Here is a 23,809-nt window from a genome sequence, read left to right as displayed (position 1 = left end):
GCACATTTTTGGTGCTGCGCCTGATCGGGCGGGGAATGTCACTCTCGTTGGCGCACGACTTTGACCGGATGGCATAAGTCTTGCGCGGCTCAATTACCGTTCAGGCTCGCAGGAGGCACGCCGTGTCGATTCATATTGCCTTGCACCATGTCACGCACTATCGCTACGAACGCGCGGTCGAACTGGGTCCTCAGATCGTTCGCCTGCGCCCGGCCGCTCACAGCCGCACGCGCGTACTGTCGTATTCGCTGAAAGTCCTGCCCGAAAACCACTTCATCAACTGGCAGCAGGACCCTCAAGGTAATTACCTGGCGCGTCTGGTCTTCCCGGAAAAGACCAGGGAATTTCGCGTCGAGGTCGATCTGGTCGCCGAGATGGCGGTGTTCAATCCGTTCGACTTCTTTCTGGAGCCTTACGCCGAGAACATTCCGTTCACCTACGCCAGCGAAGAGCAGCGCGAGCTGGCGCCGTACCTCGAAAAACTGCCGCTGACCCCGAGATTTCAGGCGTATCTGGACAGCATCAGTCGCGAGCCGATACCCGCCATCGACTTTCTGGTGGGCCTCAACCAGCGCCTGAGTCAGGATGTCGCTTACCTGATCCGTATGGAACCGGGTGTGCAGACCCCGGAATTCACCCTGGAAAACGCTTCAGGTTCTTGCCGTGACTCCGCGTGGCTGCTGGTGCAGCTGTTGCGCCATCTGGGCATGGCGGCGCGATTTGTATCGGGCTATCTCATCCAGCTCAAGGCCGATGTCGAGGCGCTGGACGGGCCGTCGGGCACTGATGTCGACTTCACCGACCTGCATGCCTGGTGCGAGGTCTATCTGCCGGGTGCTGGCTGGGTCGGTCTGGATGCTACTTCCGGCCTCTTTGCAGGCGAAGGGCATATTCCGCTGGCGTGCAGCCCGGAGCCGTCTTCCGCAGCGCCGATCAGCGGTCTGGTCGAGCCGTGCGAAACCGATTTCAGCCACGAAATGTCGGTCGAGCGCATCTGGGAGGCGCCACGCGTCACCAAGCCTTACACCGAAGCGCAATGGCAGGACATACAGGCACTTGGCCGACAGATCGACGCGGACCTGACGCGTGACGACGTGCGCCTGACCATGGGCGGCGAACCGACGTTCGTGTCCATCGATGATCGCGACGGTGCCGAGTGGAACACGGCTGCGCTGGGGCCTCGCAAGCGTGAGCTGTCTGCCGAGCTGTTTCAGCGCATGCGCGCGCATTACGCGCCACTGGGGATCGTGCATTTCGGCCAGGGCAAATGGTATCCGGGCGAACAGTTGCCACGCTGGTCACTGAACTGTTTCTGGCGCAAGGATGGCAAACCGGTCTGGCGCAACAATGCGCTGATCGCCGATGAAACCCAGGATTACGGCGCTACCGGCGAGCTGGCCGGGCGCTTTCTGGCCAGCGTTGCCGAGCGTCTGAAACTACCGGCCCGTTTCGTTTTTCCGGCTTACGAAGACAATTTCTACTACCTTTGGCGCGAAGGTGCGTTGCCGGTCAACGTGACTGCTGAAGACTCGCGGCTGGGTGATGAGCTGGAGCGCGCGCGCCTGCGCAAGGTATTCGCTCAGGGGCTGGACAAGATGATTGGTCAGGTCCTGCCGTTGGCCCGTAATGCAGGCGGCGATAGCTGGCAGAGTGGCCGCTGGTATTTGCGTGACGAACACTGCCGTCTGGTGCCGGGTGATTCCGCGCTGGGCTATCGCCTGCCATTGGCATCGCAGCCTTGGGCCAAGGCGGCGGAATACCCGTTCATTCATCCGACCGACCATAACCAGGACTTCCCCGAGCTTGCCGACAGCGACTCGCTGACCTCGGCGCTCAAGTCCACAGATATCGACGCCGAACGCTCGCCGAAAATCGATGAGTCGGCCGACTGGCTGACCCGTACGGCGCTGTGTGCCGAAGCGCGCGACGGGCGTCTGTACCTGTTTATGCCGCCACTGCAAAAGCTTGAGGAGTACCTTGAACTGGTGGCCGTGATCGAAGCGACCGCTGAAGAACTGCAATGCCCGATTCTGCTGGAAGGCTACGAGCCGCCGAGCGATCCGCGTCTGTGTAACTTCCGCATTACCCCGGACCCTGGTGTGATCGAGGTCAACGTGCAGCCGTCCGCCAGTTGGGACGAGTTGGTCGAGCGCACCGAGTTTCTTTACGAGCAGGCGCGTCTCACACGCCTGACCACAGAGAAATTCATGATCGACGGCCGTCACACCGGCACTGGCGGCGGCAACCACTTCGTGCTGGGTGGCGCGACACCGGCGGACTCTCCGTTTCTGCGTCGCCCAGACCTGCTGCGCAGCCTGATCAGCTATTGGCACAACCATCCTTCGCTGTCGTACCTGTTTTCCGGTCTGTTCATCGGCCCGACGTCCCAGGCACCACGTATCGATGAGGCGCGCAACGACTCGCTTTATGAAATGGAAATCGCCTTCGCACAGATGCCGGAGCCGGGTGAAGAAGTTGCGCCGTGGATCGTCGATCGTCTGCTGCGCAACCTGTTGATCGACGTCACCGGCAACACCCATCGCGCCGAATTCTGCATCGACAAGCTGTACTCGCCCGATGGTGCAACCGGGCGTCTTGGCCTGCTGGAGCTGCGTGCCTTCGAGATGCCGCCGCATGCGCGCATGAGCCTGGCGCAGCAGTTGCTGCTACGGGCGCTGGTGGCGCGTTTCTGGCGTGAACCCTATGCACCGGCCAAGCTGGCACGCTGGGGCACGCAATTACATGATCGCTTCATGCTGCCGCACTTCATCGAGCAGGATTTCGCCGATGTGGTCGCCGACCTCAACGCAGCCGGCTACCCGGTACAGGCCGACTGGTTCTCTGCGCATTTGGAATTTCGCTTTCCGAAAGTGGGTGATTACGCCGTCAACGGCATCGAGCTGGAGCTGCGGCAGGCGCTGGAGCCCTGGCACGTTCTGGGTGAAGAGGGCTCGGCCGGTGGCGCGGTGCGCTACGTCGATTCGTCGCTGGAGCGTCTGCAGGTGCATCTCAGCGGGTTGCCACCGCAGCGTTACGTGTTGACCTGCAACGGCGTCGCGGTGCCTTTGCAGCCCACCGGACGGGCTGGCGAGTTCGTCGCGGGTGTGCGTTATCGCGCCTGGCAGCCGGCCAACTGCTTGCAACCGACCATCGGCGTCCATGCGCCACTGGTTTTTGATCTGGTCGACACCTGGATGCACCGCTCGCTGGGCGGCTGCGCGTATCATGTCGCCCACCCGGGCGGCCGCAACTATGAAACCTTGCCGGTCAACGCCAACGAAGCGGAAAGCCGTCGCCTGTCACGTTTCTTCCGCATCGGTCATACCCCGGGCAAACTGGACGTTCCGTCGCTCAACATTAGCGACGAGCTGCCGATGACGCTGGATATGCGTCTGCATTAGAAAAACAGTGGCTCTGTGCGTCAGATGCACACGGACGTGACATCTGACTGCACTAATCTGAAGTCCTTACGTTGCCTGCCGAGCCTTCCATGCCCGACCTGCTTGACCATTACCCGCTGTCCGAGGGTACTTACCACGAAATGCTCGATGCCGACGGAGCCGTTCGCCCGCACTGGCGTCGTCTGTACGAGCACATGCGGCGCAGCAGCGCGGCGCAACTGATCCAGCGCCAGGCCCTGCTGACCCGGCAGATTCAGGAAAACGGTGTCACCTATAACGTTTACGCCGACCCCAAAGGCGCGGATCGCCCATGGGAGCTGGACCTGTTGCCGCACATCATTGCGGCCGATGAGTGGCAGCACGTAGCGGCAGGGATTGCCCAGCGTGCACGGCTGCTCAACGCAGTGCTCACGGACCTTTACGGCCCGCAGACGCTAATCGCCAATGGCTTGCTGCCCGCCGAACTTGTGTTTGGCCACAACAACTTTCTCTGGCCGTGTCAGGGAGTAAAACCTCCAGAAGGCACGTTCCTGCATATGTACGCGGTCGATCTGGCACGCACCCCGGACGGGCGCTGGTGGGTGACTGCCGACCGCACCCAAGCGCCTTCGGGTGCCGGTTATGCACTGGAAAATCGCCAGAGCGTCGCGCGTGCCTTGCCGGAAACCTATCGTGACCTGCAAGTCCGGCACCTCTCGGGTTTCTTCGACGCATTGCAACAGACGCTGGCCCGTCAGGCGCCAACCAGCAACGAGGCACCGCTGATCGTCCTGCTGACGCCGGGCCGTTTCAACGAAAGCTACTTCGAACACTTGTACCTGGCGCGACAACTGGGCTATCCGCTGGTCGAGGGTGGTGATCTGACCGTGCGCGATGCCACTGTCTACCTGAAAACCCTCAGCGGCTTGCGTCGGGTTCACGCCATCATGCGCCGTCTGGACGATGACTTCTGCGACCCTCTGGAATTGCGTACCGATTCTGCGCTCGGTGTGCCGGGGCTGCTGGAGGCTGTGCGTCAGGGCAATGTGCTGGTCGCCAACGCATTGGGCAGTGGTGTTCTGGAGTCGCCTGGCCTGCTGGGCTTTTTGCCGAAAATCAGTCAGTACCTGTTTGGCGAAGATCTGATCCTGCCATCGGTTGCAACCTGGTGGTGCGGAGAGCCGCCCGTGCTGGCGCAAGCGCTGGAGAAACTGCCTGATCTGTTGATCAAGCCTGCATTTCCTTCGCAGCACTTCGCCCCGGTGTTCGGTCGCGATTTGAATGATGAGCAGCGCAACGCGCTTGCCCTGCGCATGCAGTCGCGCCCCTATGCCTACGTCGCTCAGGAGCTGGCGCAGTTGTCTCATGCACCGGTGCTGCAGGCCGATGGTACCGGTTTGCAGCCGCGCGCCATCGGCATGCGTGTCTACGCAGTGGCCAGCCTCGACGGCTATCGCGTGCTACCGGGCGGCCTGACCCGAGTGGCCGCCGAAGCCGATGCCGACGTGGTATCGATGCAGCGCGGCGGTGCGAGCAAGGACACCTGGGTGCTGGGCGAACGCTCGCACCTTGGCGAGCCCTGGAAGGGGCAGCGCCCACTGGGTGTCTATGACCTGATTCGCCGTGATCCTTACCTGCCGTCGCGGGTGGTGGAGAACCTGTTCTGGTTCGGGCGTTACTGCGAACGTTGTGACGACAGTGCTCGTCTGCTGCGCATCATGTTGACGCGCTATGTTGATGACGACGATCCCCTCGCGTTGCAGGCGGCTGTCGCGCTGGCCGAGAGCCTGGGCATGCTGCCCGAAGCCGAGGAGGGCGAAGAGTTGAAGGATCGCCTGCTGGTTGCTCTGCTGGGCGACGAGTGGCCGTTCAGCCTGCGCGCCAATTTGCAGCGTTTGCAGTGGGCCGCTTCGCAAGTGCGCGGCAAGCTCTCACGGGAAAACTGGCAGGCGCTGGTCGAATTGCAGCGCGAAGCCTCAAGCCTGGAAACCGAAGAGCCGGATTTTGGCGAGCTGCTGGATTTTCTCAACCGTCTGGTGATGTCTCTGGCAGCGCTTTCCGGTTTTGCGCTGGACGACATGACCCGCGACGAAGGCTGGAGCTTTTTGATGATCGGGCGACGTATCGAGCGCCTGAAGTTTCTCAGCACCAGTCTGGCGGCGTTTTTGCGCGGCTCGGCAGTCTCGGAGAAAGCCGGGCTGGAATGGTTGCTGGAACTGGGCAACAGCAGCATTACTTATCGTTCGCGGTACATGGCCGTGCCGCACCTGATTCCGGTGCTGGACCTTTTGTTGCTTGATGAGCAGAACCCGCATGCGGTGCTGTTTCAACTCAAGCTGGTGCAACGCTCGCTGCGCCGCCTGAACGACGAGTTTGATGCGCCGCGTGACAGCAGCCTGGCGGTGCTGGCTCAGCGTCTCGCCGCATTTGACCTTGGCAGTCTGGAGAACCCGCTGTTCGGTCAGAGCAGCATCGACGCTGTTCTCGACGGGCTGGCCGATCTGCTGCAGAGCATTGGTGACAGCAGTGGGCAGGCCTCCGACCGCCTGGCGCTGCGCCATTTTGCTCACGTCGATGACGTCAGCCAACGCACGGTATCTGTCTGATGAGCGCTTTCTACCAGATCTTTCATGACACGCATTACAAGTACGACAGCCCGGTTTCGCTGGCTCAGCAACTGGCGCATCTCTGGCCGCGCAGCAGCCCGTGGCAGCGTTGCACCGAGCAGGCACTCGAGATTTTTCCGGAGCCTACCACGCGCCGTGATGAGCTGGATGTGTTCGGCAACCCGCTGACCCGACTGGCGTTCGAGCGTCCGCACGACGAGTTGCAAGTCAATGCGCGGTTGCGTATCGAGGTCATGGAGAAGCCGTTTCTGGACTTCAATCTGTCGCCGGAATGGGAAGTGACCCGCAGTGCGCTGACTTACAGCGCCAAGCCGATGACTGCTGATATTCTGGAGGCCTGCCGCTATCGCTTCGAATCCCCCTATGTTCACCTGAAGCGTTCGTTCGTCGAATTCTCGCAGGTCTGTTTCCCGCCGGGCCGCCCGTTGTTGCTGTGCGTACAGGCCCTGATGGAAAAGATTTTCGACGAATTCACCTTCGATGACGAGGCGACTCAGGTCGCCACGCCCCTGGTGGAAGTGCTGGAGCGGCGACGGGGGGTGTGTCAGGACTTCGCCCACTTGATGCTGGCGTGCCTGCGCTCTCGAGGTCTGGCCGCGCGCTACGTAAGTGGCTATCTGCTGACCCAGCCACCACCGGGCCAGCCCCGCTTGATCGGTGCCGATGCCTCGCATGCCTGGGTATCGGTGTTCTGTCCGGCTTCGGGCTGGGTCGACTTCGACCCCACCAACAATGTGCAACCTGCGCTGGAGCACATCAGCCTGGCCTGGGGGCGTGACTTCTCTGACGTCTCGCCTTTGCGCGGCGTGATTCTGGGCGGCGGCACGCATGATCCCGATGTCCGGGTGACGGTGATGCCGGTCAGCGCCTAATTACCTGCTCCCGTGAATCGTTCTTCAGAAGGGCGCTCCGTCGCGAGCGCCCGAGGGACCATTTGACGCACGTCCTTGGAACCCCGGCCCTGATCGGGCACTCTCTTCTTACGTCAGTTATCACGTTAATCAAGTCCTGCCCTGGAGATTCAAATGATTCGCAAGCTTGTAGCGATTTCGCTGTTGTCGTTGGCCAGTAGCCAGTTGCTGGCTGCCGAGTGTTCGGCCACAGTCGATTCGACCGATCAAATGATGTACAACACCAAAGCCATTGAGATCGACAAGAGCTGCAAGGAATTCACCGTCAACCTGACGCACTCCGGCAGCCTGCCGAAGAATGTCATGGGCCATAACTGGGTGCTGAGCAAGAAGTCCGATACCCAGGCAATCGTTACCGACGGCATGGCTGTCGGCATCGACAAGGATTACCTGAAGCCCGACGACAGCCGCGTCATCGCCCACACCAAAGTCATCGGCGCTGGTGAAAAAGACTCGGTTACCTTTGATGTATCGAAGCTGGACCCGGCACAGGAATACCAGTTCTTCTGCACATTTCCAGGGCACATCAGCATGATGAAAGGCGCTGTGACCCTGAAGTAACGACACGCCCCCGAACGAGGACGCGGAGCGTCCAGAACGGCATGCCGACGCGGAGCGTCGCACGATAGTTGAGATTATCGTTCCGCACGCTGCAGCGTGGGGATGCCTTGGTTGACGCTCCGCGTCGCAGTTATGCGCCGCGCCGCAAACGCAAGACCAGACGCAGAGCGTCGCACGATAGTTGCGATTATCGTTCCGCACGCTCCAGCGTGGGAATGCCGTGGGTGACGCTCTGCGTCACAGAACTGTGCCGCGCCGCAAACGCAAGACCAGACGCAGAGCGTCCAGAAAGGCGTACCCACGCGGAGCATGGGCACGATAGTGTTGCTGCTCTCTCGTTCCGCACGCACCCACTCAAGGCGCGTATGGCAATTCGCGTTTGTGCTGGGTCTTGGCGTAGGTTTCGCAAATGATCCGGAACGCTTCTTCGCGCACCGGCTCGCCGTGCAGGAAGGCGTCGATCTCGGCGTAGGTCACGCCGTGCGAGGCTTCGTCCGGTTTGCCGGGGGACAGGTCTTCCAGATCCGCCGTCGGTACTTTCTCGACCAGTGATTCCGGTGCGCCGAAATGGCGGGCAATAGCGCGCACCTGGTTTTTCACCAGACCGCTCAACGGTGCCAGATCGCATGCGCCGTCGCCGAACTTGGTGAAGAAGCCCATCACCGCTTCGGCCGCGTGGTCAGTACCGATCACCAGCCCCTGATAAGCGCCGGCGACGGTGTACTGCGCGACCATGCGCATGCGCGCCTTGGTGTTGCCGAGAACGAAATCCACCGAGCTGGCCGGCAGCCCATCGAACGCCTTCACCTCGGCAGCCAGCGCCTTGACGCTGCTACCGATGTTGATGGTATGGCGCTCGTCCGGTTCGATGAAGTCGACCGAAGCCTGGGCCTCGTGCTCATCGGCCTGCACGACATAGGGCAGGCGCACGGCGATAAAGCGGTAGCTGTTATCGCCTGTGCTCGCGCGCAATTCCTTGACTGCGCGCTGTGCGAGCAAGCCCGCAGTCAGTGAGTCGACTCCGCCACTGATGCCTAGCACCAAGGTTTTGAGCCGCGCGTTCTGCAGACACTCCTTGATGAAACTGACGCGGCGGGCGACTTCTGCCTGCAACGCGTTCTGGTCCGCGAAAGGTGGCTGGACCTTGAGCTGTTCAGCAATCTGGCGCTGTACGGCGTGCATGATTCACTCCTCGTAAATAGGACAATTCAAGCTGGTTTTTCAGGGCTCGGCAAATCCGGCACCTTGAACACATGCCGCAGGTAGGCGACAAAGTTCGGGTCCTTGCACTGCGTCTTGCCGGGCTCGTCGGAAATCTTCGCCACAGCCTGACCGGCGCATGCGGTCATTTTCAGCACCATGTTCATGGGCGCAATGCCGGGTATGTCGGCGGTCAGGTTGGTGCCGATACCGAAGCTGACATTGATGCGTCCGCGCAGCGCCCGGAAGATGTCGAGTGCCTTGGGCAGGTTCAGCCCGTCGGAAAACACCAGCGTCTTGCTCATCGGGTCGATGCCGAGCTTCTGGTAATGCGAGATGCATTTTTCGGCCCACTTCACCGGGTCGCCCGAATCATGGCGTAAACCGTCGAACAGTTTGGCGAAGTACAGATCGAAGTCATTCAGGAACGCGTCAGTGGTGATGCAGTCGGTCAGCGCGATACCTAACAGGCCGCGGTACTCGCGGACCCAGCAATCAAGCGCGGCAATCTGGCTGTCGATCAGGCGCGGTCCCAGTTGTTGATGGGCCATGATCCATTCATGAGCCATTGTGCCCAGCGGTTTCAGGTCAAGCTGACGCGCCAGATGAACGTTGCTGGTGCCGACGAACTGGCCTGGGAAGTCGTTTTTCAGGACGCCAAGCATTTCTTCCTGCACGCGATAGGAAAAACGCCTGCGTGTGCCGAAGTCGGCCACTTTCAGCTCGGCCAGTTCATCGGCCGTGGCATGCGTGGTCAGCCATTCGAACTTGTCATACAGACGATCCCGCGCCTGACTGAGCAGGGTGTCAGGATAGCGGTGCCGGTTGCGCACCTCGCTGACGATCGCCAGCAGTGGCACTTCGAACAGAATGACGTGCAGCCAGGGGCCGTGCAGACGAATGCACAGCTCATCGTTTTCGATGCTGGTTTTCACATAGCGGGTGTTAAAGCGGAACAGTCCCAGAAACCTCAGAAAGTCCGGTTTTATGAACGTGATGCGCTCCAGAAAAGCCAGGTGTTCCGGGCTCAGAGACAGCTCGCACAGTAACTCGATCTGGTGTCTGATCTCGTCCAGATAGGGGCGGAGATCCTCCCCGTTGCGGCAACGAAACTCCCACTCAACGTCGACGTTGGGGTAGTTGTGCAGCACCGCCTGCATCATGGTCAGCTTGTAGAAATCGGTGTCGAGCAGGCTTTGCACGATACGATTTGAAAAGGCGCTCTCGCTCATTGAATCGGGCTCTCCAGAGCAGCCGGATAATGTCGGACCCGCGACTTCCTGTCTGTCACCACGGAAAGCTCACGGCCGGATGGGTGGGCATTGTCGCTCTTAACGGGCTGGTTGATCCAACTGTTCCAGCATCCACTGCAGAAAAACCCGGATTTTGGGCACGTCGGCAGTGTGTTCCGGATAGGACAGGTAGTACGCACTGTTAGTGCTGGGCAATGCGTAATCCCATGCAATTACCAGCTTGTTTTCTGCCAGTTCTTCCTCGACCAGAAAGCGTGGCAACAGTGCGACACCGCAGCCGACCTGTGCGGCGCGGATGCACATATAGAACGTCTCAAAACGCGGCCCGTGATAACTATGGTCGGTGTGATAGCCCTGGCTTTCGAACCATTCGTGCCAGGCTTCTGGGCGGAATGCGTTCTGCAGCAGGACCAGTTCGCTCAACTGAGTCGGGTCGCTGAGGGGGGCTTCCGGCAAGCTTTCAGGTGAACACACCGCTACCAGTTCTTCGCCAAACAGCTTCACGCTTTCCGCGCCCGGTATGGCGGCCTGGCCGAAATAGAACGACACGTCACAACGTCCCTTGATCAGGTCGTCAGACTCCTGTTCGTTGATCAGGTCCAGGTGAATATGCGGATGACGCAAGCGCCAGCCCTTCAGGCGTGGCACCAGCCAGCGGGCACCGAACGTCGAGGGGGTGGACACCCGCAGCACCTCGGTTTCTCCGCCGTAAGAGCGCAGGAAGTGCGTGGACATCTCTATCTGGGTCAGGATCTTGCGCACTTCTGCCAGATACAGCGCGCCGGCTGGCGTCAACTGCAAACGGCGGCGGACGCGCTGAAACAGCAGGTGCTGAACCAGCTCCTCAAGCTGCGCGACCTGTTTGCTGACGGCGCTCTGGGTCAGGTTGAGTTCTTCGGCCGCGCGGGTGAAGCTCAGGTGCCGGGTCACCGCCTCAAAGCATTGCAGCGCGGCTATCGAGGGCAGATGACGTTTGTTCAGCATGATGGTTTCTCTGTTCGAGGCGCGAGGGTGCAGGTACGGGCAATATGAATAATCGGAATGATATCTCGCTTAAAGGTCGTTTGTCGGTCGCATGCGGGAAGGTTATTACTGCGGTTGCGTGACGCGCGTTTCAGATTCAGGCGTTGATTCCGGCAGTTTCGGCTGAATCCGCTAGCCTCAAATGGTGCGTCTCGTAGCGTTCGCGCACCGGGCGTGTGCAATTCGGTGACGCGTGTTGTTACAGGTGGGTTGTCCAATGGTATTTGGTCAGGTTGCTATTCGATCTGGCTTGGGTTGCCCTTTTTATGGGGAGGGTTGCACCTTTGGCGTCTCAAGCGGTTGTACGGCCTGCGACTTGAGCAGTCGTGTCACTGAATGGCTGGAAACGCATGACATTTTCAATAAGAAAAAAGTGATGGCACGGGCCTTGCTCTAAGCAAACGCGTATCCGGGTAATCATGTAACCGCACTGCTAATTAAAAAAATATCCTCAGGAGCACCACTCATGTCGCATACGTTTTACAGGAAAGGTTTTCTGGCAATCGCAGTGGCAACTGCATTGGGCGTGTCTTCGTTTGCACAGGCGGACGTGAAAATCGGCGTTGCGGGTCCGATGACCGGCGCGAACGCATCATTTGGTCAGCAATACATGAAAGGTGCACAGGCAGCGGCCGACGCGATCAACGCGGCGGGCGGTGTCAACGGGGAAAAAATCGTGCTGGTCGCGGGCGATGACGCCTGTGAGCCGAAACAGGCCGTGGCAGTTGCCAACCGTCTGGTTGACCAGGACAAAGTGATCGGCGTGGTCGGGCACTTCTGCTCGTCGTCGACCATTCCTGCTTCAGAGGTTTACAGCGATGCGGGGGTAATTGCCATCACGCCGGGTTCGACCAATCCGACGGTGACCGAGCGTGGCCTGAAGGAAATGTTCCGCATGTGCGGTCGTGACGATCAGCAAGGTGTGGTCGCCGGTGATTACATCGTTGATGTGCTCAAGGGCAAGAAAGTCGCGGTCATCAATGACAAGGACACCTACGGTAAAGGGCTTGCTGATGCCACTGCCAAACAACTGGTAGCGCGTGGCGTGAAGCCGGTACTTGAGGAAGGTCTGACCCGTGGCGAAAAGGATTTCAGTGCGCTGGTAACGAAAATCCGCTCGACCGGTGCCGACGTTGTGTACTTCGGTGGCCTGCATCCGGAAGCCGGTCCACTGGTTCGCCAGATGCGCGAGCAGGGCCTCAAGGACGTCAAGTTCATGTCCGATGACGGTATCGTGACTGACGAACTGGTCACCACTGCCGGTGGTGCGCAATACGTTGACGGCGTGTACATGACCTTCGGTGCCGACCCGCGCGTACTGCCGGATAGCAAGGCAGTCGTGGACGAATTCCGCAAGTCCGGTTACGAGCCTGAAGGCTATACCCTCTACGCGTACGCTTCGATACAGGCCCTGGCTGCCGGTTTCAATGGTGCCAAATCCAACAAGGGCGACAAAGCCGCAGAGTGGCTCAAGGCGCATCCGGTCAAGACCGTCATGGGTGAAAAAGCCTGGGATGCCAAAGGCGACCTGAAAGTCTCCGACTACGTGGTTTACCAGTGGGACGCCACCGGCAAATACAAGCAACTCGAAAAACAGAAGTGAGATAGACCTCGTGTCAGTTCTGCCTGGCAGACGCTGACCCGGTGATGGGCTCGCCCATGAGCGAGCCTGCATCTCTTTTATTGTTTTCGGACCTGTCGCTCGCACCTCCCGAGGGTGTGATTGGCAGGGTGCTGAGCTGCCTTTCAGTGTGAGCGTGCGTGATGGATGGGATCTTCCTGCAACAAATGGTCAACGGACTCACCCTCGGGTCTGTCTATGGCCTCATCGCCATCGGCTATACGATGGTCTACGGCATCATCGGCATGATCAACTTCGCCCACGGCGACGTTTATATGATTTCCGCCTACCTGGCCGCTATCGGTCTGGCGGTTCTGTCTTTCTTCGGACTGGAATCCTTTCCATTCCTGATTCTCGGCACGCTGGTCTTCACCATCGTGGTGACGGGGGTATACGGGTTTGTCATCGAGCGCGTGGCCTACAAGCCGCTGCGCAACTCGACCCGGCTGGCACCGCTGATCAGCGCCATCGGTATTTCCCTGATCCTGCAAAACTACGCGCAGATCAGTCAGGGCGCTCGCCAGCAGGGCGTGCCCACGTTGCTTGAGGGTGCGTGGCGCTTCGAGATCGGCAGCGGCTTTGTGCAGATTACCTACACCAAGATCTTCATTCTCATCGCCGCTTTTGTCGGCATGGGCGTGCTGACCTACATCATCAAATACACCAAGCTGGGCCGCATGTGCCGCGCCACGCAGCAGGACCGCAAGATGGCGTCGATCCTTGGCATCAACACTGATCGGGTCATCTCCTATGTGTTCATCATCGGTGCTGCCATGGCGGCACTGGCCGGTGTGCTGATCACCATGAATTACGGCACGTTCGACTTCTATGCCGGCTTCATCATCGGCATCAAGGCGTTCACTGCCGCGGTGCTGGGCGGGATCGGCTCGCTGCCGGGCGCCATGTTGGGCGGTTTGATCCTGGGGGTTGCCGAGTCGCAGTTCTCCGGCCTGATCAACTCCGATTACAAAGACGTGTTCAGTTTCGGCCTGTTGGTGCTGATCCTGATTTTCCGTCCCCAAGGCCTGCTGGGTCGCCCACTCGTGGCGAAGGTATAAGTATGTCCGCTCCTGTTGCTGCTCCTGTCGTCAAACCTGTTGAAATCAAGAAAAGCCTGATAGATGCCGTGGTCGCGGGGCTGCTGGCACTGATCGTGTTCGGTCCCATCGTCGGGATTGTGCTCGATGGCTACAGCTTCAACCTGCAACCCACCCGCGTGGCCTGGCTGGTGGCCGTGGTCATGGTCGGGCGATTTCTGATCAGCCTGTTTCTGCAAACACCCAAAGGCATACGTGTTTCCCAGAGCTTCGAAAGCTCCGACTCCGGCGTGCATGTGCTCAAGCCTGATCACAAATCCCGCCTGTACTGGATCATTCCGCTACTGATCGTGATTGCCATCGTGTTTCCGATCTTCGCCAACAAGTACATTCTGACCGTGGTTATTCTCGGGCTGATCTACGTATTGCTGGGGCTTGGCCTGAATATCGTGGTCGGCCTGGCCGGCCTGCTCGATCTGGGCTACGTGGCGTTCTATGCCATCGGAGCCTATGGCCTGGCGCTTGGTTATCAGTACCTTGGCCTGGGCTTCTGGTCGGCGCTGCCGCTGGCGGCAATTGCGGCGGCACTGGCCGGATGTATTCTGGGCTTTCCGGTGTTACGCATGCATGGCGATTATCTGGCCATCGTGACGCTGGGGTTCGGGGAAATCATCCGTCTGGTGCTGAATAACTGGCTGTCGTTCACGGGCGGTCCGAATGGTGTGCCGGTCCCGTCACCGACCTTTTTCGGCCTAGAGTTCGGGCGTCGTGCCAAGGATGGTGGCATTCCGATTCATGAATATTTCGGCTTCGATTACAACCCGGACCTGAAATTCCTGTTCATCTACACCGTGCTGTTTCTTGTCGTGCTGGCCGTGTTGTTCATCAAACATCGTCTGACTCGCATGCCGATCGGCCGCGCCTGGGAAGCCCTGCGCGAGGACGAGATTGCTTGCCGTTCGATGGGCCTCAATCACGTACTGGTCAAGCTATCGGCGTTCACCATCGGTGCTTCGACGGCGGGACTGGCCGGGGTGTTTTTCGCCAGCTATCAGGGCTTCGTCAACCCGACGTCATTCACCTTCTTCGAGTCTGCACTGATTCTGGCGATTGTAGTGCTGGGCGGTATGGGGTCGACCGTAGGGGTGGTTATCGCTGCGTTCGTGCTGACCGTTGCGCCTGAACTGTTGCGCAGCTTCTCCGAGTACCGGGTGCTGCTGTTCGGCATCCTGATGGTGTTGATGATGATCTGGCGCCCACGCGGGCTGATCCGCATCAGCCGCACTGGCGTAAAACCGCGCAAGGGTGCGCTGGTGACAGAAGGAGGTGCGCGATGAGCAATGAAGTGATTCTTTCCGTCGAGCACCTGATGATGCACTTCGGCGGCATCAAGGCTCTCAGCGATGTCAGCCTCAACGTCCGCCGCAACTCTATCTTCGCTCTGATCGGCCCCAACGGGGCAGGCAAGACCACCGTGTTCAACTGCCTGACCGGCTTCTACAAGGCCACAGGCGGACGCATCGAGCTGCATACTCGTGGCAAGACCACCAATGTGATCAGGCTGCTGGGCGAGCCGTTCAAGGCAACCGACTTTGTTTCGCCGAAAAGCTTCTTCAGCCGGGTGTACTACAAAATGTTCGGCGGTACCCATCTGGTCAACAGGGCAGGGCTGGCGCGTACGTTTCAGAACATTCGTCTGTTCAAGGAAATGTCGGTCGTCGAAAACCTCCTGGTTGCGCAGCACATGTGGGTCAACCGCAGCCTGATCAGCGGGATCCTCAATACCAAAGGCTATCGCAAGGCCGAAGAGGATGCGCTCAATACGGCGTTCTACTGGCTGGAAGTCGTGGACCTGGTGGACTGTGCCAATCGTCTGGCGGGAGAGCTGTCCTACGGGCAGCAACGGCGCCTGGAAATCGCCCGGGCCATGTGCACGCGTCCGCAGGTGATCTGTCTGGATGAACCGGCTGCCGGTCTCAACCCGCAGGAAACCGAGGCGCTCAGCGGCATGATCCGCCTGCTGCGCGATGAACACGACATGACCATTGTGCTGATCGAGCACGACATGGGCATGGTCATGGGCATTTCCGACGATATTGTGGTGCTTGACCACGGCAACGTGATTGCCATGGGCGGGCCGGAACAGATCCGTAACGATCCGAAAGTGATCGCCGCGTACCTGGGCGCTGATGAAGAGGAGTTGGTATGAGCAAGCCGATCCTCGAACTGAAAGAGATCGATGTGTTTTACGGGCCGATTCAGGCCCTCAAGAAAGTCTCGCTACACATCAATGAAGGCGAAACGGTGAGCCTGATCGGCTCCAACGGTGCGGGCAAGTCCACGCTGCTGATGTCGATCTTCGGCCAGCCGCGCGCTGCCAGCGGGCAGATCATCTATCAGGGTACTGACATCACCCAGAAGTCCTCGCATTACATTGCTTCCAACGGTATTGCGCAGTCGCCGGAGGGGCGGCGGGTGTTCCCCGACATGTCAGTCGAGGAAAACCTGATGATGGGCACCATCCCGATTGGCGACAAGCATTCGGCCGAAGACATGCAGCGTATGTTCGAACTGTTCCCGCGCCTCAAGGAGCGCCGCAACCAGCGCGCCATGACCATGTCCGGTGGCGAGCAGCAAATGCTCGCCATCGCTCGCGCGCTGATGAGTCGTCCCAGGTTGTTGTTGCTTGATGAGCCGAGCCTGGGGCTGGCGCCGATCATCGTCAAACAGATTTTCTCGACCCTGCGCGAGCTGGCGGCGACCGGTATGACCATCTTTCTGGTCGAGCAGAACGCCAACCATGCGCTGAAACTGTCTGATCGCGCCTATGTGATGGTCAATGGCGAGATCCGACTGTCCGGCACGGGCAAGGAATTGCTTGTAAATGAAGAGGTCAGGAACGCTTATCTGGGCGGACACTGAGTTCGTCAAAACCCTGCCGTTTTCGACGCGCGCCCCGAATGTGTAAACATCCGGGGCGTCGCTTTTTGCAATTGTGGAAAACAATTTTGACGGCGCTACCAGGTGCGACATAAAACCGCTGCAAATGGTTGTTTTGTCACTGTTTTGACTTGTTCAGGTTTACTGTGGAACCGGCTGTTAATAACTTGGGAGTATGTGCCTGAAGGCCTTTATGCATAAGGCCTGTAGAGGATTGATTAAATTTTGATCAAGGGTTTTGGACTGGCTTTCAGGGGTGTTTGTCAACAGCATTGAAGCTGGTCGTTCATACAGTTTTTTCAGTTACACAGCCTGTGGATAAGTCTGTTAACAAGCCTTGGAAATAGTGATCCAGCCGTTACTGCGTCTGGGCTACAGGCCATCACGGTTTTCTGACGCCTGGTGGCGTCCTGGCAGTATCGGGCAAAGTCAAGGTGAAAACTTCTCCGGATCTGCTGGAAGCCCCGAACGACGGGACTTTCAGCGTTACCGACTTGCCCCCAGAGATTGTGTGTCTGACTGTGGATAAGGTGGGCAAAACTGTCTGAAAGGCCCGTGGCGTATGGCTCGGCTTGAGTTGGTTGTTTTTTGTACAAATACACTGGGTTGTTGCATCGACGTGCCGCTGACGGGCATTCTGCTGCCCTCGTCAGAACTTATTAACAGGTGCGCTGTTTTTCGCGCCAGGTCAGGAGAACGAAATGACTTCCACTGTATTCATCACGGGCGCTACTTCCGGTTTCGGTGAGGCCTGTGCCCGCCGTTTTGCCGAAGCAGGCTGGTCGCTGGTATTGACTGGCCGTCGCGAGGACCGTCTTGCCGCGTTGAGCGCCGAGCTGTCGAAGCAGACCAAGGTGCATACGCTGGTACTGGATGTGCGTGACCGCAAGGCAATGGAGAGTGCCATCGCAGATTTACCTGAAGAGTTCGGCAGCATTCGCGGGTTGATCAACAACGCCGGTCTGGCGCTGGGGATCGACCCTGCGCCCAAGTGCGATCTGGATGACTGGGACACCATGATCGACACCAACGTCAAAGGTCTGGTTTACACCACACGCCTGTTGCTTCCACGCCTGATTGCGCATGGTCGCGGCGCAAGTATCGTCAACCTGGGCTCGGTAGCCGGCAACTATCCTTATCCGGGTGGTAACGTCTACGGTGGCACCAAGGCGTTTGTCGGGCAGTTCTCGCTGAACCTGCGCAACGATCTGATCGGCACGGGCGTGCGAGTCACCAACCTTGAGCCCGGGCTGTGCGAGAGCGAGTTTTCGCTGGTACGTTTCGGCGGGGATCAGGCCAAGTACGATGCGACCTACGCAGGTGCCGAGCCGATTCAGCCTCAGGACATCGCCGACACCATCTTCTGGATCATGAACACGCCAGCGCACGTCAACATCAACAGCCTGGAACTGATGCCCGTCAGCCAGACCTGGGCCGGTTTTGCGATTGATCGTAACCGCGGTTGATTGCTTGCTGATCGGGCCGCACAGGTGGTGCGGTTCGATCGATCAGTCTTCTACAGGCGTCGGCGGCGGGAAAGCGTTCACGAAGCGGTTCTCGACAAAGTCAGCCAGCCCGATGTAACAGGTTGCCAAGTGGTAAGGCGTGGTCGACGGCATGTCGCTGCGGCTGACTGCGCCATCGGGCTCTACACACTCGTTCCAGCCTTTGGCATGCAGGAAGCGCTGCGCAAAGGCTGACATTTGCGCAGTTAAACTCGCCTCGCACTCTGGCTGCATGGCCATGGCTCGCAGGTATTCCGCCTGAGCCCAGATTCGCTGGGTGGCATCGCGTATCGTGCCATCAAGTGTCAGCATTGCAGTCACTGCGCCGCTCTTTGGCTCGACGCCCTGTGCCTGAGCGTAGGCAAACGCGCGGGTCATGGACTCGTGCAGCTCGCGCCCGTGCAGCTCTGGCGACGATTGCAGCAGGAAGAACCATTCGAACTGATGACCTGGCTCGTACCAGTTATCCACAGCGCCCAAGGGTTTCTCCAGCATCACGCCGGTGGCGGTGTCGACAAAGCGGCGCTGCATGTGGATAACCAGGGCGTCCAGCGCTGACTGGGTTGCAGGGTCGGCGCGCACCGACAGCGTCGCCAGAAAGGCCTCTGCCAGATGCATCAAAGGGTTCTGGAGCGGGCCGGTGCCCAGCGTCGACCAGTCTTCAGCGAGTTGCGCTTCGTACAGCCCGTCATCGTCGGCAAAGCGCTCCGCTACAACACTGAGCGCCGCATTGAGCACGGACTCTGCCAGCGGGTCCTGCACCTGCGCCCAGTAATGTGCGCAGGCGAAAATAATGAAGGCGTGAGTGTAGAGGTCCTTGCGGCGATCCAGAGGTTTGCCCTGCGGATCGATGCTATAGAACCAGCCGCCATGCTCGGCATCGTGGAAGTGCTGTTGCAGGGAGCGAAACAGCTCACCGGCGCGGGCTCGGGCGTTTGGTACTTCGACGTTATCGATAAGGCTGGAAAACAGAAACAACTGACGTGCACAGGCCATGGCGCGATAGCGTTGCGGCGGTAGAGGCTGATCGTTGGCGTCGAGCGCTTCGTAAGGCAATGCCAATTGTGCGTTCCAGCCAGGGCCCTGCCAGAGCGGAACGACGACCTGCAGAAAATGCTGCTGCATGGCAGCGAACACCGAGGTCAATTCAGGCGTGGAGGCGGAGCGGGTCACATGGGGCATCGGCTGGCATCGCGGCAGTGTCGAAGTGCGCAGCATGTTATCAGGATTGCTGCATGCGGGGTCGGGGTGATCGTTCCTCACGCTCGGCGCGTGAGGAACCTCTTTCAGTCAGCCAATCAACGCCAGCCGCTCATTGATCGCCGCTTCGATCCCTTGGGCGTCCAGCCCGCATTCAGCCAGCATCTGCGCAGGCTTGGCATGCTCGACGTAGGTGTCCGGCAGGCCCAGGTGCAATACCGACTTGAGGATATTGGCGCGTGCCAGAAACTCACTGATCGCAGCACCGGCACCGCCCATCACTGCGTTCTCTTCCAGCGTAACCAGTAGTTCGTGACCGGCGGCCGCCTCTCGCACCAGAGCCTCGTCCAGCGGCTTGACGAAACGCATGTCGATCACCGTCGCATCCAGCTTTTCGGCCACCACCAGCGCATCGGCCAGTTGCACGCCAAACACCAGTATCGCAACGCCCTGGCCCTGACGACGCACAACGCCCTTGCCGATTTCGACGGGGTCAAGACCTGCCTCGATCAACGCGTTCGGACCGGTGCCGCGTGGGTAGCGCACTGCCGCGGGGCCTGTGTGCAGGTAACCGGTGCTGAGCAGCTTGCGCAGTTCGTTTTCGTCGCTCGGCGTCATGACCACCATACCGGGGATGCAGCGCAGGTAGGACAGGTCAAAGCTGCCTGCGTGAGTCGGGCCGTCTTCGCCCACCAGACCGGCGCGGTCGATGGCGAACAGTACGTCGAGGTTCTGCACCGCGACGTCATGCACCAGTTGATCGTAGCCGCGCTGCAGGAAGGTAGAGTAGATAGCCACGACCGGCTTGCTGCCTTCACAGGCCATACCGGCCGCCAGCGTTACAGCGTGTTGTTCGGCGATGGCAACATCGAAGTAGCGTTCTGGAAAGCGCTCGCTGAATGCCACCAGGTCCGAGCCTTCCTTCATGGCTGGCGTGATGCCGACCAGCCGCGAATCAGCCTCGGCCATGTCGCAGATCCACTGGCCGAACACTGCGGAATACTTCGGTGCACTGATTTTTTTCGGGGCGACAGGCGCATTCAGTGGCTCAAGCTTGGTAATGGCGTGATAACCGATCGGGTCGACTTCGGCTGGCGCAAAACCTTTGCCCTTCTTGGTCACCACGTGCAGAAACTGCGGGCCTTTCAGATCACGCATGTTGCGCAGAGTGGCGATCAGAGTCGGCAGGTCGTGGCCATCGATAGGGCCGATGTAGTTCCAGCCCAGCTCTTCGAAAAGCGTGCCCGGAACCAGCATGCCCTTGGCGTATTCTTCGGTGCGACGCGCGATTTCCCAGGCACCGGGCAGGCGCGAAAGCACCTTTTTGCTGCCTTCGCGCATACTGCTGTACGTGCGGCTGGAAAGAATCTTGGCCAGGTAATTCGACAGACCGCCGACATTGCGCGAGATCGACATGTCGTTGTCGTTGAGAATCACCAGCATGTCGGCTGCCACTTCCGGCGCGTGGTTCAACGCTTCGAAGGCCATGCCGGCAGTCAGCGCACCGTCGCCGATCACGGCAATCGATTTACGCTCGCTGCCTTGCAGGCGCGAGGCAATCGCCATACCGAGGGCGGCGCTGATAGAGGTGCTGGAGTGCCCGACGCCAAAGGTGTCGTACTCGCTCTCGCTGCGACGCGGAAAGGCCGCCACCCCATCCTTCTGGCGCAGGGTGGACATGCGCGCGCGACGGCCGGTGAGGATCTTGTGCGGATAGGCTTGATGACCCACGTCCCACACCAGACGGTCGTCCGGGGTGTCGAAAACGTAATGCAGCGCGATGGTCAGCTCGATGACCCCAAGACCGGCACCAAAATGCCCTCCGGTCTGGCCAACGGAATACAGCAATTCCAGGCGCAGTTCATCGGCCAGGGTTTCCAGCTCGGCTTCGCCCAGACGGCGCAGGCCGTGCGGGGTATCGGCTCGGTCGAGCAACGGCGTGACCGGGCGCTCGCGGGGGATCTCTTTGAACGTCGTGGGCATCAGGCGAATCGTTATAAGTAAAAGAGGCGGCAGTTTACCTTATGCATCGCAAGCTGCCCATGAAGTGCGTCGGCGGATGGTCCGCCGACTCACACGCTTAATGACTGAGACCTGACGAACCGTGGTTGATTCAGCAGATTTCCGGCTTCGGTGACGGTGATCAGTGGCGGCGTTCGACGATATAGCGTGCCAGCTCGCGCAACGGCTCTGCGGCGGCATCGAACGGGCTCAGCGCCGTCAGCGCCTGATCACGCAGTTCCAGTGCATAGTGCTTGGCCGCTTCCAGGCCCAGCAACGCAGGGTAGGTCGGCTTGTCGCGGGCGATGTCGGCACCCTGACGCTTGCCGAGGGTCGCAGTATCGCTTTCGACATCGAGAATGTCGTCCTGAACCTGAAAGGCCAGACCGACCGCACGCGCATAGACCTGCAAGGCGTCAAGACGGGGCTGATCGGCTTGACCGCTGGCCAGTGCGCCAAGCCGGACGCTGGCTTCGATCAACGCACCGGTCTTGTGCCGATGCATGTATTCCAGCGCGGCCTGATCAAGCTTCAGCCCCACAGAGCCCAGATCGATCGCCTGCCCGCCCACCATACCTGCCGGGCCGGCAGCGGCTGCGAGGGTGTTGACCATCTGCAGACGCGTTTCAGCATCGCGTGAGGTCAGGTGCGGCGCGAGCAGCGCAGTGAACGCCAGGCTTTGCAGGCCGTCACCTGCCAGGATCGCGCAGGCTTCATCGAAGGCCTTGTGCGTGGTCGGCTGGCCGCGACGCAGGTCGTCATCGTCCATCGCCGGTAAATCGTCGTGCACCAGCGAGTAAGCATGAATCAGTTCAACCGCACAGGCGGCACCGTTGGCATCTTCGGCTACGCCACCCAGCGCTTCGCAGGCCGCATAGGCCAGCAGCGGGCGCACGCGCTTGCCGCCGTTCATCACGCTGTAGCGCATGGCTTCGTAAAGGCGGTTCAGCTCAGGGCTCGGTGCCTGAAACAGTTTTTCGAGTGCTGCGTTGACGCGAGTCTGGCTTTGCGCTTGATAGCTCGCGATCATTCGGGAAGTTCCGCATCGTCGAACGGCTCTTCGCTCAGTTCACCATCGCGCTCCAGCAGTACCTGAACCTTCTGTTCGGCCTGGGTGAGGGCGCTCTGGCAGTCGCGGGTCAGGCGTACGCCTTGCTCGAAGGCGGTCAATGAGTCTTCCAGCGACAACTCGCCATTCTCCAGCCGCTCTACCAGCGCTTGCAGGTCAGCGAGTGACTGTTCGAAATCCAGTGCAGCTTTCTTGCGGGCCATGGGGGCATTTCCGGTAGAGGTTAAACCGCGCGACACTAGCAGAGCGAGGGCTTCTGGGCAAATAACGGCGACGGAGCAATGCCAGGGCAGCAGTTGTCAGGATTAACCCGCAGCGAACCCGTTCTGCAGGTCTGCGATCAGGTCTTCCGGGCTTTCCAGGCCGACCTGTAGCCGCAGCATCGGGCCGATGCCGCGGTCAGGGCCATATTGCTCGACTTCAGTGATCAGGCTTTCAAAACCGCCCCAGGAGTAACCAATCCCGAACAGTTTCAACGCGCCGGTAAATCGGTCCAGCACCTGCCGGTCAACGGCATGGAATTCGAAACTGAGCAAGCCATTGCAGCCATGGAAATCTCGCTTCCAGATGGTATGGCCCGGATCGTCCGGCAATGCGGGATACAGCACGCGGGCAACCTGAGGCTGCTCCTGCAGCCATTGCGCGATCTGCATCGCATGGCGTTCGTGCATGGCCATGCGCGCCGCCAGACTTCGGGCACCGCGCAGCACCAGATACGCGTCGTCGGGGCTGACGGTATTGCCCACGGCGGTATTCATGGTCTTGAGGGTTTTCCAGTGCGCTTCGGTAGTGCTGACGCTGCCCATCATGACGTCGGAATGCCCGGCCACGTATTTGGTCAGGGCCATCAGGGAAATGTCCGCGCCCAGCTCCAGCGGCTTGTACAGAATTCCCGAGCCCCACGAGTTATCCACAGCCAGCAGCAGATTCCTTGCCTTGCACACCTGTGACAGGGCAGGCAGGTCGCACATGTCGAACGTCAGCGAACCGGGCACTTCAGCGTAGATCATCCGTGTGTTGGTCTTGATCAGCGATTCCACATTGCTGCCGTCGGCCGAGTAGAAATCGAACTGGATGTCGAAGGCCGTCAGCATCGTTTTCGCCAGACGCCGAACGGGGCCGTACACCGATTCGGTAATCAGCACGTGGTCGCCTGGGCGCAGAAACGATTGAAACATCTGCGCCACTGCTGCCAGTCCGGTTGGGTACAGGCAAGTACCGTGCGCGCCCTCAAGCCCGGAAATCAGATCCTGCAAGGCAAACGCCGTCGGGTTGCCGTTGGCTCCGTAGGTCAGCGAGCGCTCTGGCCCTGTGGTGCGAATTTCCGCCTCGCGCAAACTCTCCAGACTGTCGAACAGCACCGTGCTCAGACGCACGACCGGCGGGTTGACCGCAAGCCCAGGCCCGCTGCTGGCGCTGCGGCCGCGTTGCGACAGGGCGGTGTGGGCGCGAGGGTCCTTATGGTGCGGCATTGGAGGCTC

18 protein-coding genes are annotated in these 23,809 nt (G+C 59.9%); 10 read left to right on the top strand and 8 right to left on the bottom strand.

Features of this window, described 5'->3' with window-relative positions:
• Positions 1-122 precede the first annotated feature (122 nt).
• From AO068_RS05590 to azu, 4 genes are all read left to right on the top strand, one after another.
• Positions 123-3,401 carry a transglutaminase family protein gene (locus AO068_RS05590; RefSeq protein ID WP_058407861.1) on the top strand — a complete coding sequence of 1,093 codons (3,279 nt, stop codon included), beginning with the start codon at positions 123-125 and terminating at the stop codon, positions 3,399-3,401.
• A gap of 89 nt (positions 3,402-3,490) precedes the next feature.
• Complete coding sequence (locus tag AO068_RS05585; RefSeq protein ID WP_058407860.1) at positions 3,491-5,986, top strand: circularly permuted type 2 ATP-grasp protein; 2,496 nt, start codon at positions 3,491-3,493, stop codon at positions 5,984-5,986.
• Positions 5,986-6,879 carry a transglutaminase family protein gene (locus AO068_RS05580; RefSeq protein ID WP_004666395.1) on the top strand — a complete coding sequence of 298 codons (894 nt, stop codon included), beginning with the start codon at positions 5,986-5,988 and terminating at the stop codon, positions 6,877-6,879. Before AO068_RS05585 ends, AO068_RS05580 begins: the two co-directional genes overlap by 1 nt.
• A 153-nt stretch (positions 6,880-7,032) precedes the next feature.
• Positions 7,033-7,479: an azurin gene (gene azu, locus AO068_RS05575; protein ID WP_005731138.1), complete on the top strand. Its 447-nt coding sequence runs from the start codon at positions 7,033-7,035 to the stop codon at positions 7,477-7,479.
• 354 nt (positions 7,480-7,833) lie between these two features.
• Here azu and nadE read toward each other — a convergent pair whose 3' ends face one another.
• From nadE to AO068_RS05560, 3 genes are all read right to left on the bottom strand, one after another.
• Positions 7,834-8,661 carry an ammonia-dependent NAD(+) synthetase gene (gene nadE, locus AO068_RS05570; RefSeq protein ID WP_057402885.1) on the bottom strand — a complete coding sequence of 276 codons (828 nt, stop codon included), beginning with the start codon at positions 8,659-8,661 and terminating at the stop codon, positions 7,834-7,836.
• 26 nt (positions 8,662-8,687) lie between these two features.
• Complete coding sequence (gene pncB, locus AO068_RS05565) at positions 8,688-9,911, bottom strand: nicotinate phosphoribosyltransferase (protein WP_002551841.1); 1,224 nt, start codon at positions 9,909-9,911, stop codon at positions 8,688-8,690.
• Positions 9,912-10,010: 99 nt separating this feature from the next.
• Positions 10,011-10,916: a LysR substrate-binding domain-containing protein gene (locus AO068_RS05560; protein ID WP_057402883.1), complete on the bottom strand. Its 906-nt coding sequence runs from the start codon at positions 10,914-10,916 to the stop codon at positions 10,011-10,013.
• A gap of 505 nt (positions 10,917-11,421) precedes the next feature.
• On the opposite strand from AO068_RS05560, the gene AO068_RS05555 reads away from it, so the two are divergent.
• The 6 genes from AO068_RS05555 to AO068_RS05530 all read left to right on the top strand — a co-directional run bounded on the left by AO068_RS05555 (position 11,422) and on the right by AO068_RS05530 (position 18,019).
• The gene (locus tag AO068_RS05555; RefSeq protein WP_058401226.1) at positions 11,422-12,558 is read left to right on the top strand and encodes a branched-chain amino acid ABC transporter substrate-binding protein; all 1,137 of its coding nucleotides are present in this window, start codon (positions 11,422-11,424) and stop codon (positions 12,556-12,558) included.
• Between the two features lie 161 nt (positions 12,559-12,719).
• The gene (locus AO068_RS05550; protein ID WP_002551844.1) at positions 12,720-13,634 is read left to right on the top strand and encodes an ABC transporter permease subunit; all 915 of its coding nucleotides are present in this window, start codon (positions 12,720-12,722) and stop codon (positions 13,632-13,634) included.
• A 2-nt stretch (positions 13,635-13,636) separates the two neighbouring features.
• Positions 13,637-14,950: a high-affinity branched-chain amino acid ABC transporter permease LivM gene (gene livM, locus AO068_RS05545; protein ID WP_002551845.1), complete on the top strand. Its 1,314-nt coding sequence runs from the start codon at positions 13,637-13,639 to the stop codon at positions 14,948-14,950.
• On the top strand, positions 14,947-15,822 hold the full coding sequence (locus AO068_RS05540) for an ABC transporter ATP-binding protein (protein ID WP_058407859.1): 876 nt from the start codon (positions 14,947-14,949) through the stop codon (positions 15,820-15,822). The genes livM and AO068_RS05540 overlap by 4 nt, the downstream gene beginning before the upstream one ends.
• Positions 15,819-16,535 carry an ABC transporter ATP-binding protein gene (locus tag AO068_RS05535; RefSeq protein ID WP_003376368.1) on the top strand — a complete coding sequence of 239 codons (717 nt, stop codon included), beginning with the start codon at positions 15,819-15,821 and terminating at the stop codon, positions 16,533-16,535. Before AO068_RS05540 ends, AO068_RS05535 begins: the two co-directional genes overlap by 4 nt.
• 719 nt (positions 16,536-17,254) lie before the next feature.
• On the top strand, positions 17,255-18,019 hold the full coding sequence (locus tag AO068_RS05530; protein ID WP_005742971.1) for an SDR family oxidoreductase: 765 nt from the start codon (positions 17,255-17,257) through the stop codon (positions 18,017-18,019).
• Positions 18,020-18,061: 42 nt separating this feature from the next.
• On the opposite strand, the gene AO068_RS05525 is transcribed toward AO068_RS05530, so the two are convergent.
• The 5 genes from AO068_RS05525 to metC form a co-directional block, all read right to left on the bottom strand.
• Complete coding sequence (locus AO068_RS05525) at positions 18,062-19,276, bottom strand: AGE family epimerase/isomerase (protein WP_058407858.1); 1,215 nt, start codon at positions 19,274-19,276, stop codon at positions 18,062-18,064.
• 72 nt (positions 19,277-19,348) lie between these two features.
• Positions 19,349-21,241, bottom strand: coding sequence for a 1-deoxy-D-xylulose-5-phosphate synthase (gene dxs, locus AO068_RS05520; protein ID WP_058407857.1), 1,893 nt, complete (start codon positions 21,239-21,241; stop codon positions 19,349-19,351).
• Positions 21,242-21,401: 160 nt separating this feature from the next.
• Complete coding sequence (locus tag AO068_RS05515; RefSeq protein WP_058401230.1) at positions 21,402-22,289, bottom strand: polyprenyl synthetase family protein; 888 nt, start codon at positions 22,287-22,289, stop codon at positions 21,402-21,404.
• On the bottom strand, positions 22,286-22,531 hold the full coding sequence (locus tag AO068_RS05510) for an exodeoxyribonuclease VII small subunit (protein ID WP_002551852.1): 246 nt from the start codon (positions 22,529-22,531) through the stop codon (positions 22,286-22,288). The genes AO068_RS05515 and AO068_RS05510 overlap by 4 nt, the downstream gene beginning before the upstream one ends.
• A 102-nt stretch (positions 22,532-22,633) precedes the next feature.
• Positions 22,634-23,800 carry a cystathionine beta-lyase gene (metC, locus tag AO068_RS05505; protein WP_058407856.1) on the bottom strand — a complete coding sequence of 389 codons (1,167 nt, stop codon included), beginning with the start codon at positions 23,798-23,800 and terminating at the stop codon, positions 22,634-22,636.
• Positions 23,801-23,809 lie beyond the last annotated feature (9 nt).

The sequence above is a fragment of the Pseudomonas sp. ICMP 3272 genome (genome assembly GCF_001466905.1).
Taxonomy (GTDB): Bacteria; Pseudomonadota; Gammaproteobacteria; order Pseudomonadales; family Pseudomonadaceae; genus Aquipseudomonas; species Aquipseudomonas amygdali.
Note: the sequence above shows the minus strand (reverse complement) of the source record. Positions and strands in the feature narration are given on the sequence as shown.

What these genes read in the sequence shown, in the direction of transcription:
- AO068_RS05580 (WP_004666395.1), top strand. Translation starts at nt 5,986, where the DNA reads ATGAGCGCTTTCTACCAGATCTTTCATGACACGCATTACAAGTACGAC.
- AO068_RS05540 (WP_058407859.1), top strand. Translation starts at nt 14,947, where the DNA reads ATGAGCAATGAAGTGATTCTTTCCGTCGAGCACCTGATGATGCACTTC.
- AO068_RS05585 (WP_058407860.1), top strand. Translation starts at nt 3,491, where the DNA reads ATGCCCGACCTGCTTGACCATTACCCGCTGTCCGAGGGTACTTACCAC.
- AO068_RS05525 (WP_058407858.1), bottom strand. Translation starts at nt 19,276, where the DNA reads ATGCTGCGCACTTCGACACTGCCGCGATGCCAGCCGATGCCCCATGTG.
- AO068_RS05530 (WP_005742971.1), top strand. Translation starts at nt 17,255, where the DNA reads ATGACTTCCACTGTATTCATCACGGGCGCTACTTCCGGTTTCGGTGAG.
- AO068_RS05535 (WP_003376368.1), top strand. Translation starts at nt 15,819, where the DNA reads ATGAGCAAGCCGATCCTCGAACTGAAAGAGATCGATGTGTTTTACGGG.
- azu (WP_005731138.1), top strand. Translation starts at nt 7,033, where the DNA reads ATGATTCGCAAGCTTGTAGCGATTTCGCTGTTGTCGTTGGCCAGTAGC.
- AO068_RS05560 (WP_057402883.1), bottom strand. Translation starts at nt 10,916, where the DNA reads ATGCTGAACAAACGTCATCTGCCCTCGATAGCCGCGCTGCAATGCTTT.
- livM (WP_002551845.1), top strand. Translation starts at nt 13,637, where the DNA reads ATGTCCGCTCCTGTTGCTGCTCCTGTCGTCAAACCTGTTGAAATCAAG.
- AO068_RS05555 (WP_058401226.1), top strand. Translation starts at nt 11,422, where the DNA reads ATGTCGCATACGTTTTACAGGAAAGGTTTTCTGGCAATCGCAGTGGCA.
- nadE (WP_057402885.1), bottom strand. Translation starts at nt 8,661, where the DNA reads ATGCACGCCGTACAGCGCCAGATTGCTGAACAGCTCAAGGTCCAGCCA.
- dxs (WP_058407857.1), bottom strand. Translation starts at nt 21,241, where the DNA reads ATGCCCACGACGTTCAAAGAGATCCCCCGCGAGCGCCCGGTCACGCCG.
- AO068_RS05510 (WP_002551852.1), bottom strand. Translation starts at nt 22,531, where the DNA reads ATGGCCCGCAAGAAAGCTGCACTGGATTTCGAACAGTCACTCGCTGAC.
- AO068_RS05550 (WP_002551844.1), top strand. Translation starts at nt 12,720, where the DNA reads ATGGATGGGATCTTCCTGCAACAAATGGTCAACGGACTCACCCTCGGG.
- metC (WP_058407856.1), bottom strand. Translation starts at nt 23,800, where the DNA reads ATGCCGCACCATAAGGACCCTCGCGCCCACACCGCCCTGTCGCAACGC.
- pncB (WP_002551841.1), bottom strand. Translation starts at nt 9,911, where the DNA reads ATGAGCGAGAGCGCCTTTTCAAATCGTATCGTGCAAAGCCTGCTCGAC.
- AO068_RS05515 (WP_058401230.1), bottom strand. Translation starts at nt 22,289, where the DNA reads ATGATCGCGAGCTATCAAGCGCAAAGCCAGACTCGCGTCAACGCAGCA.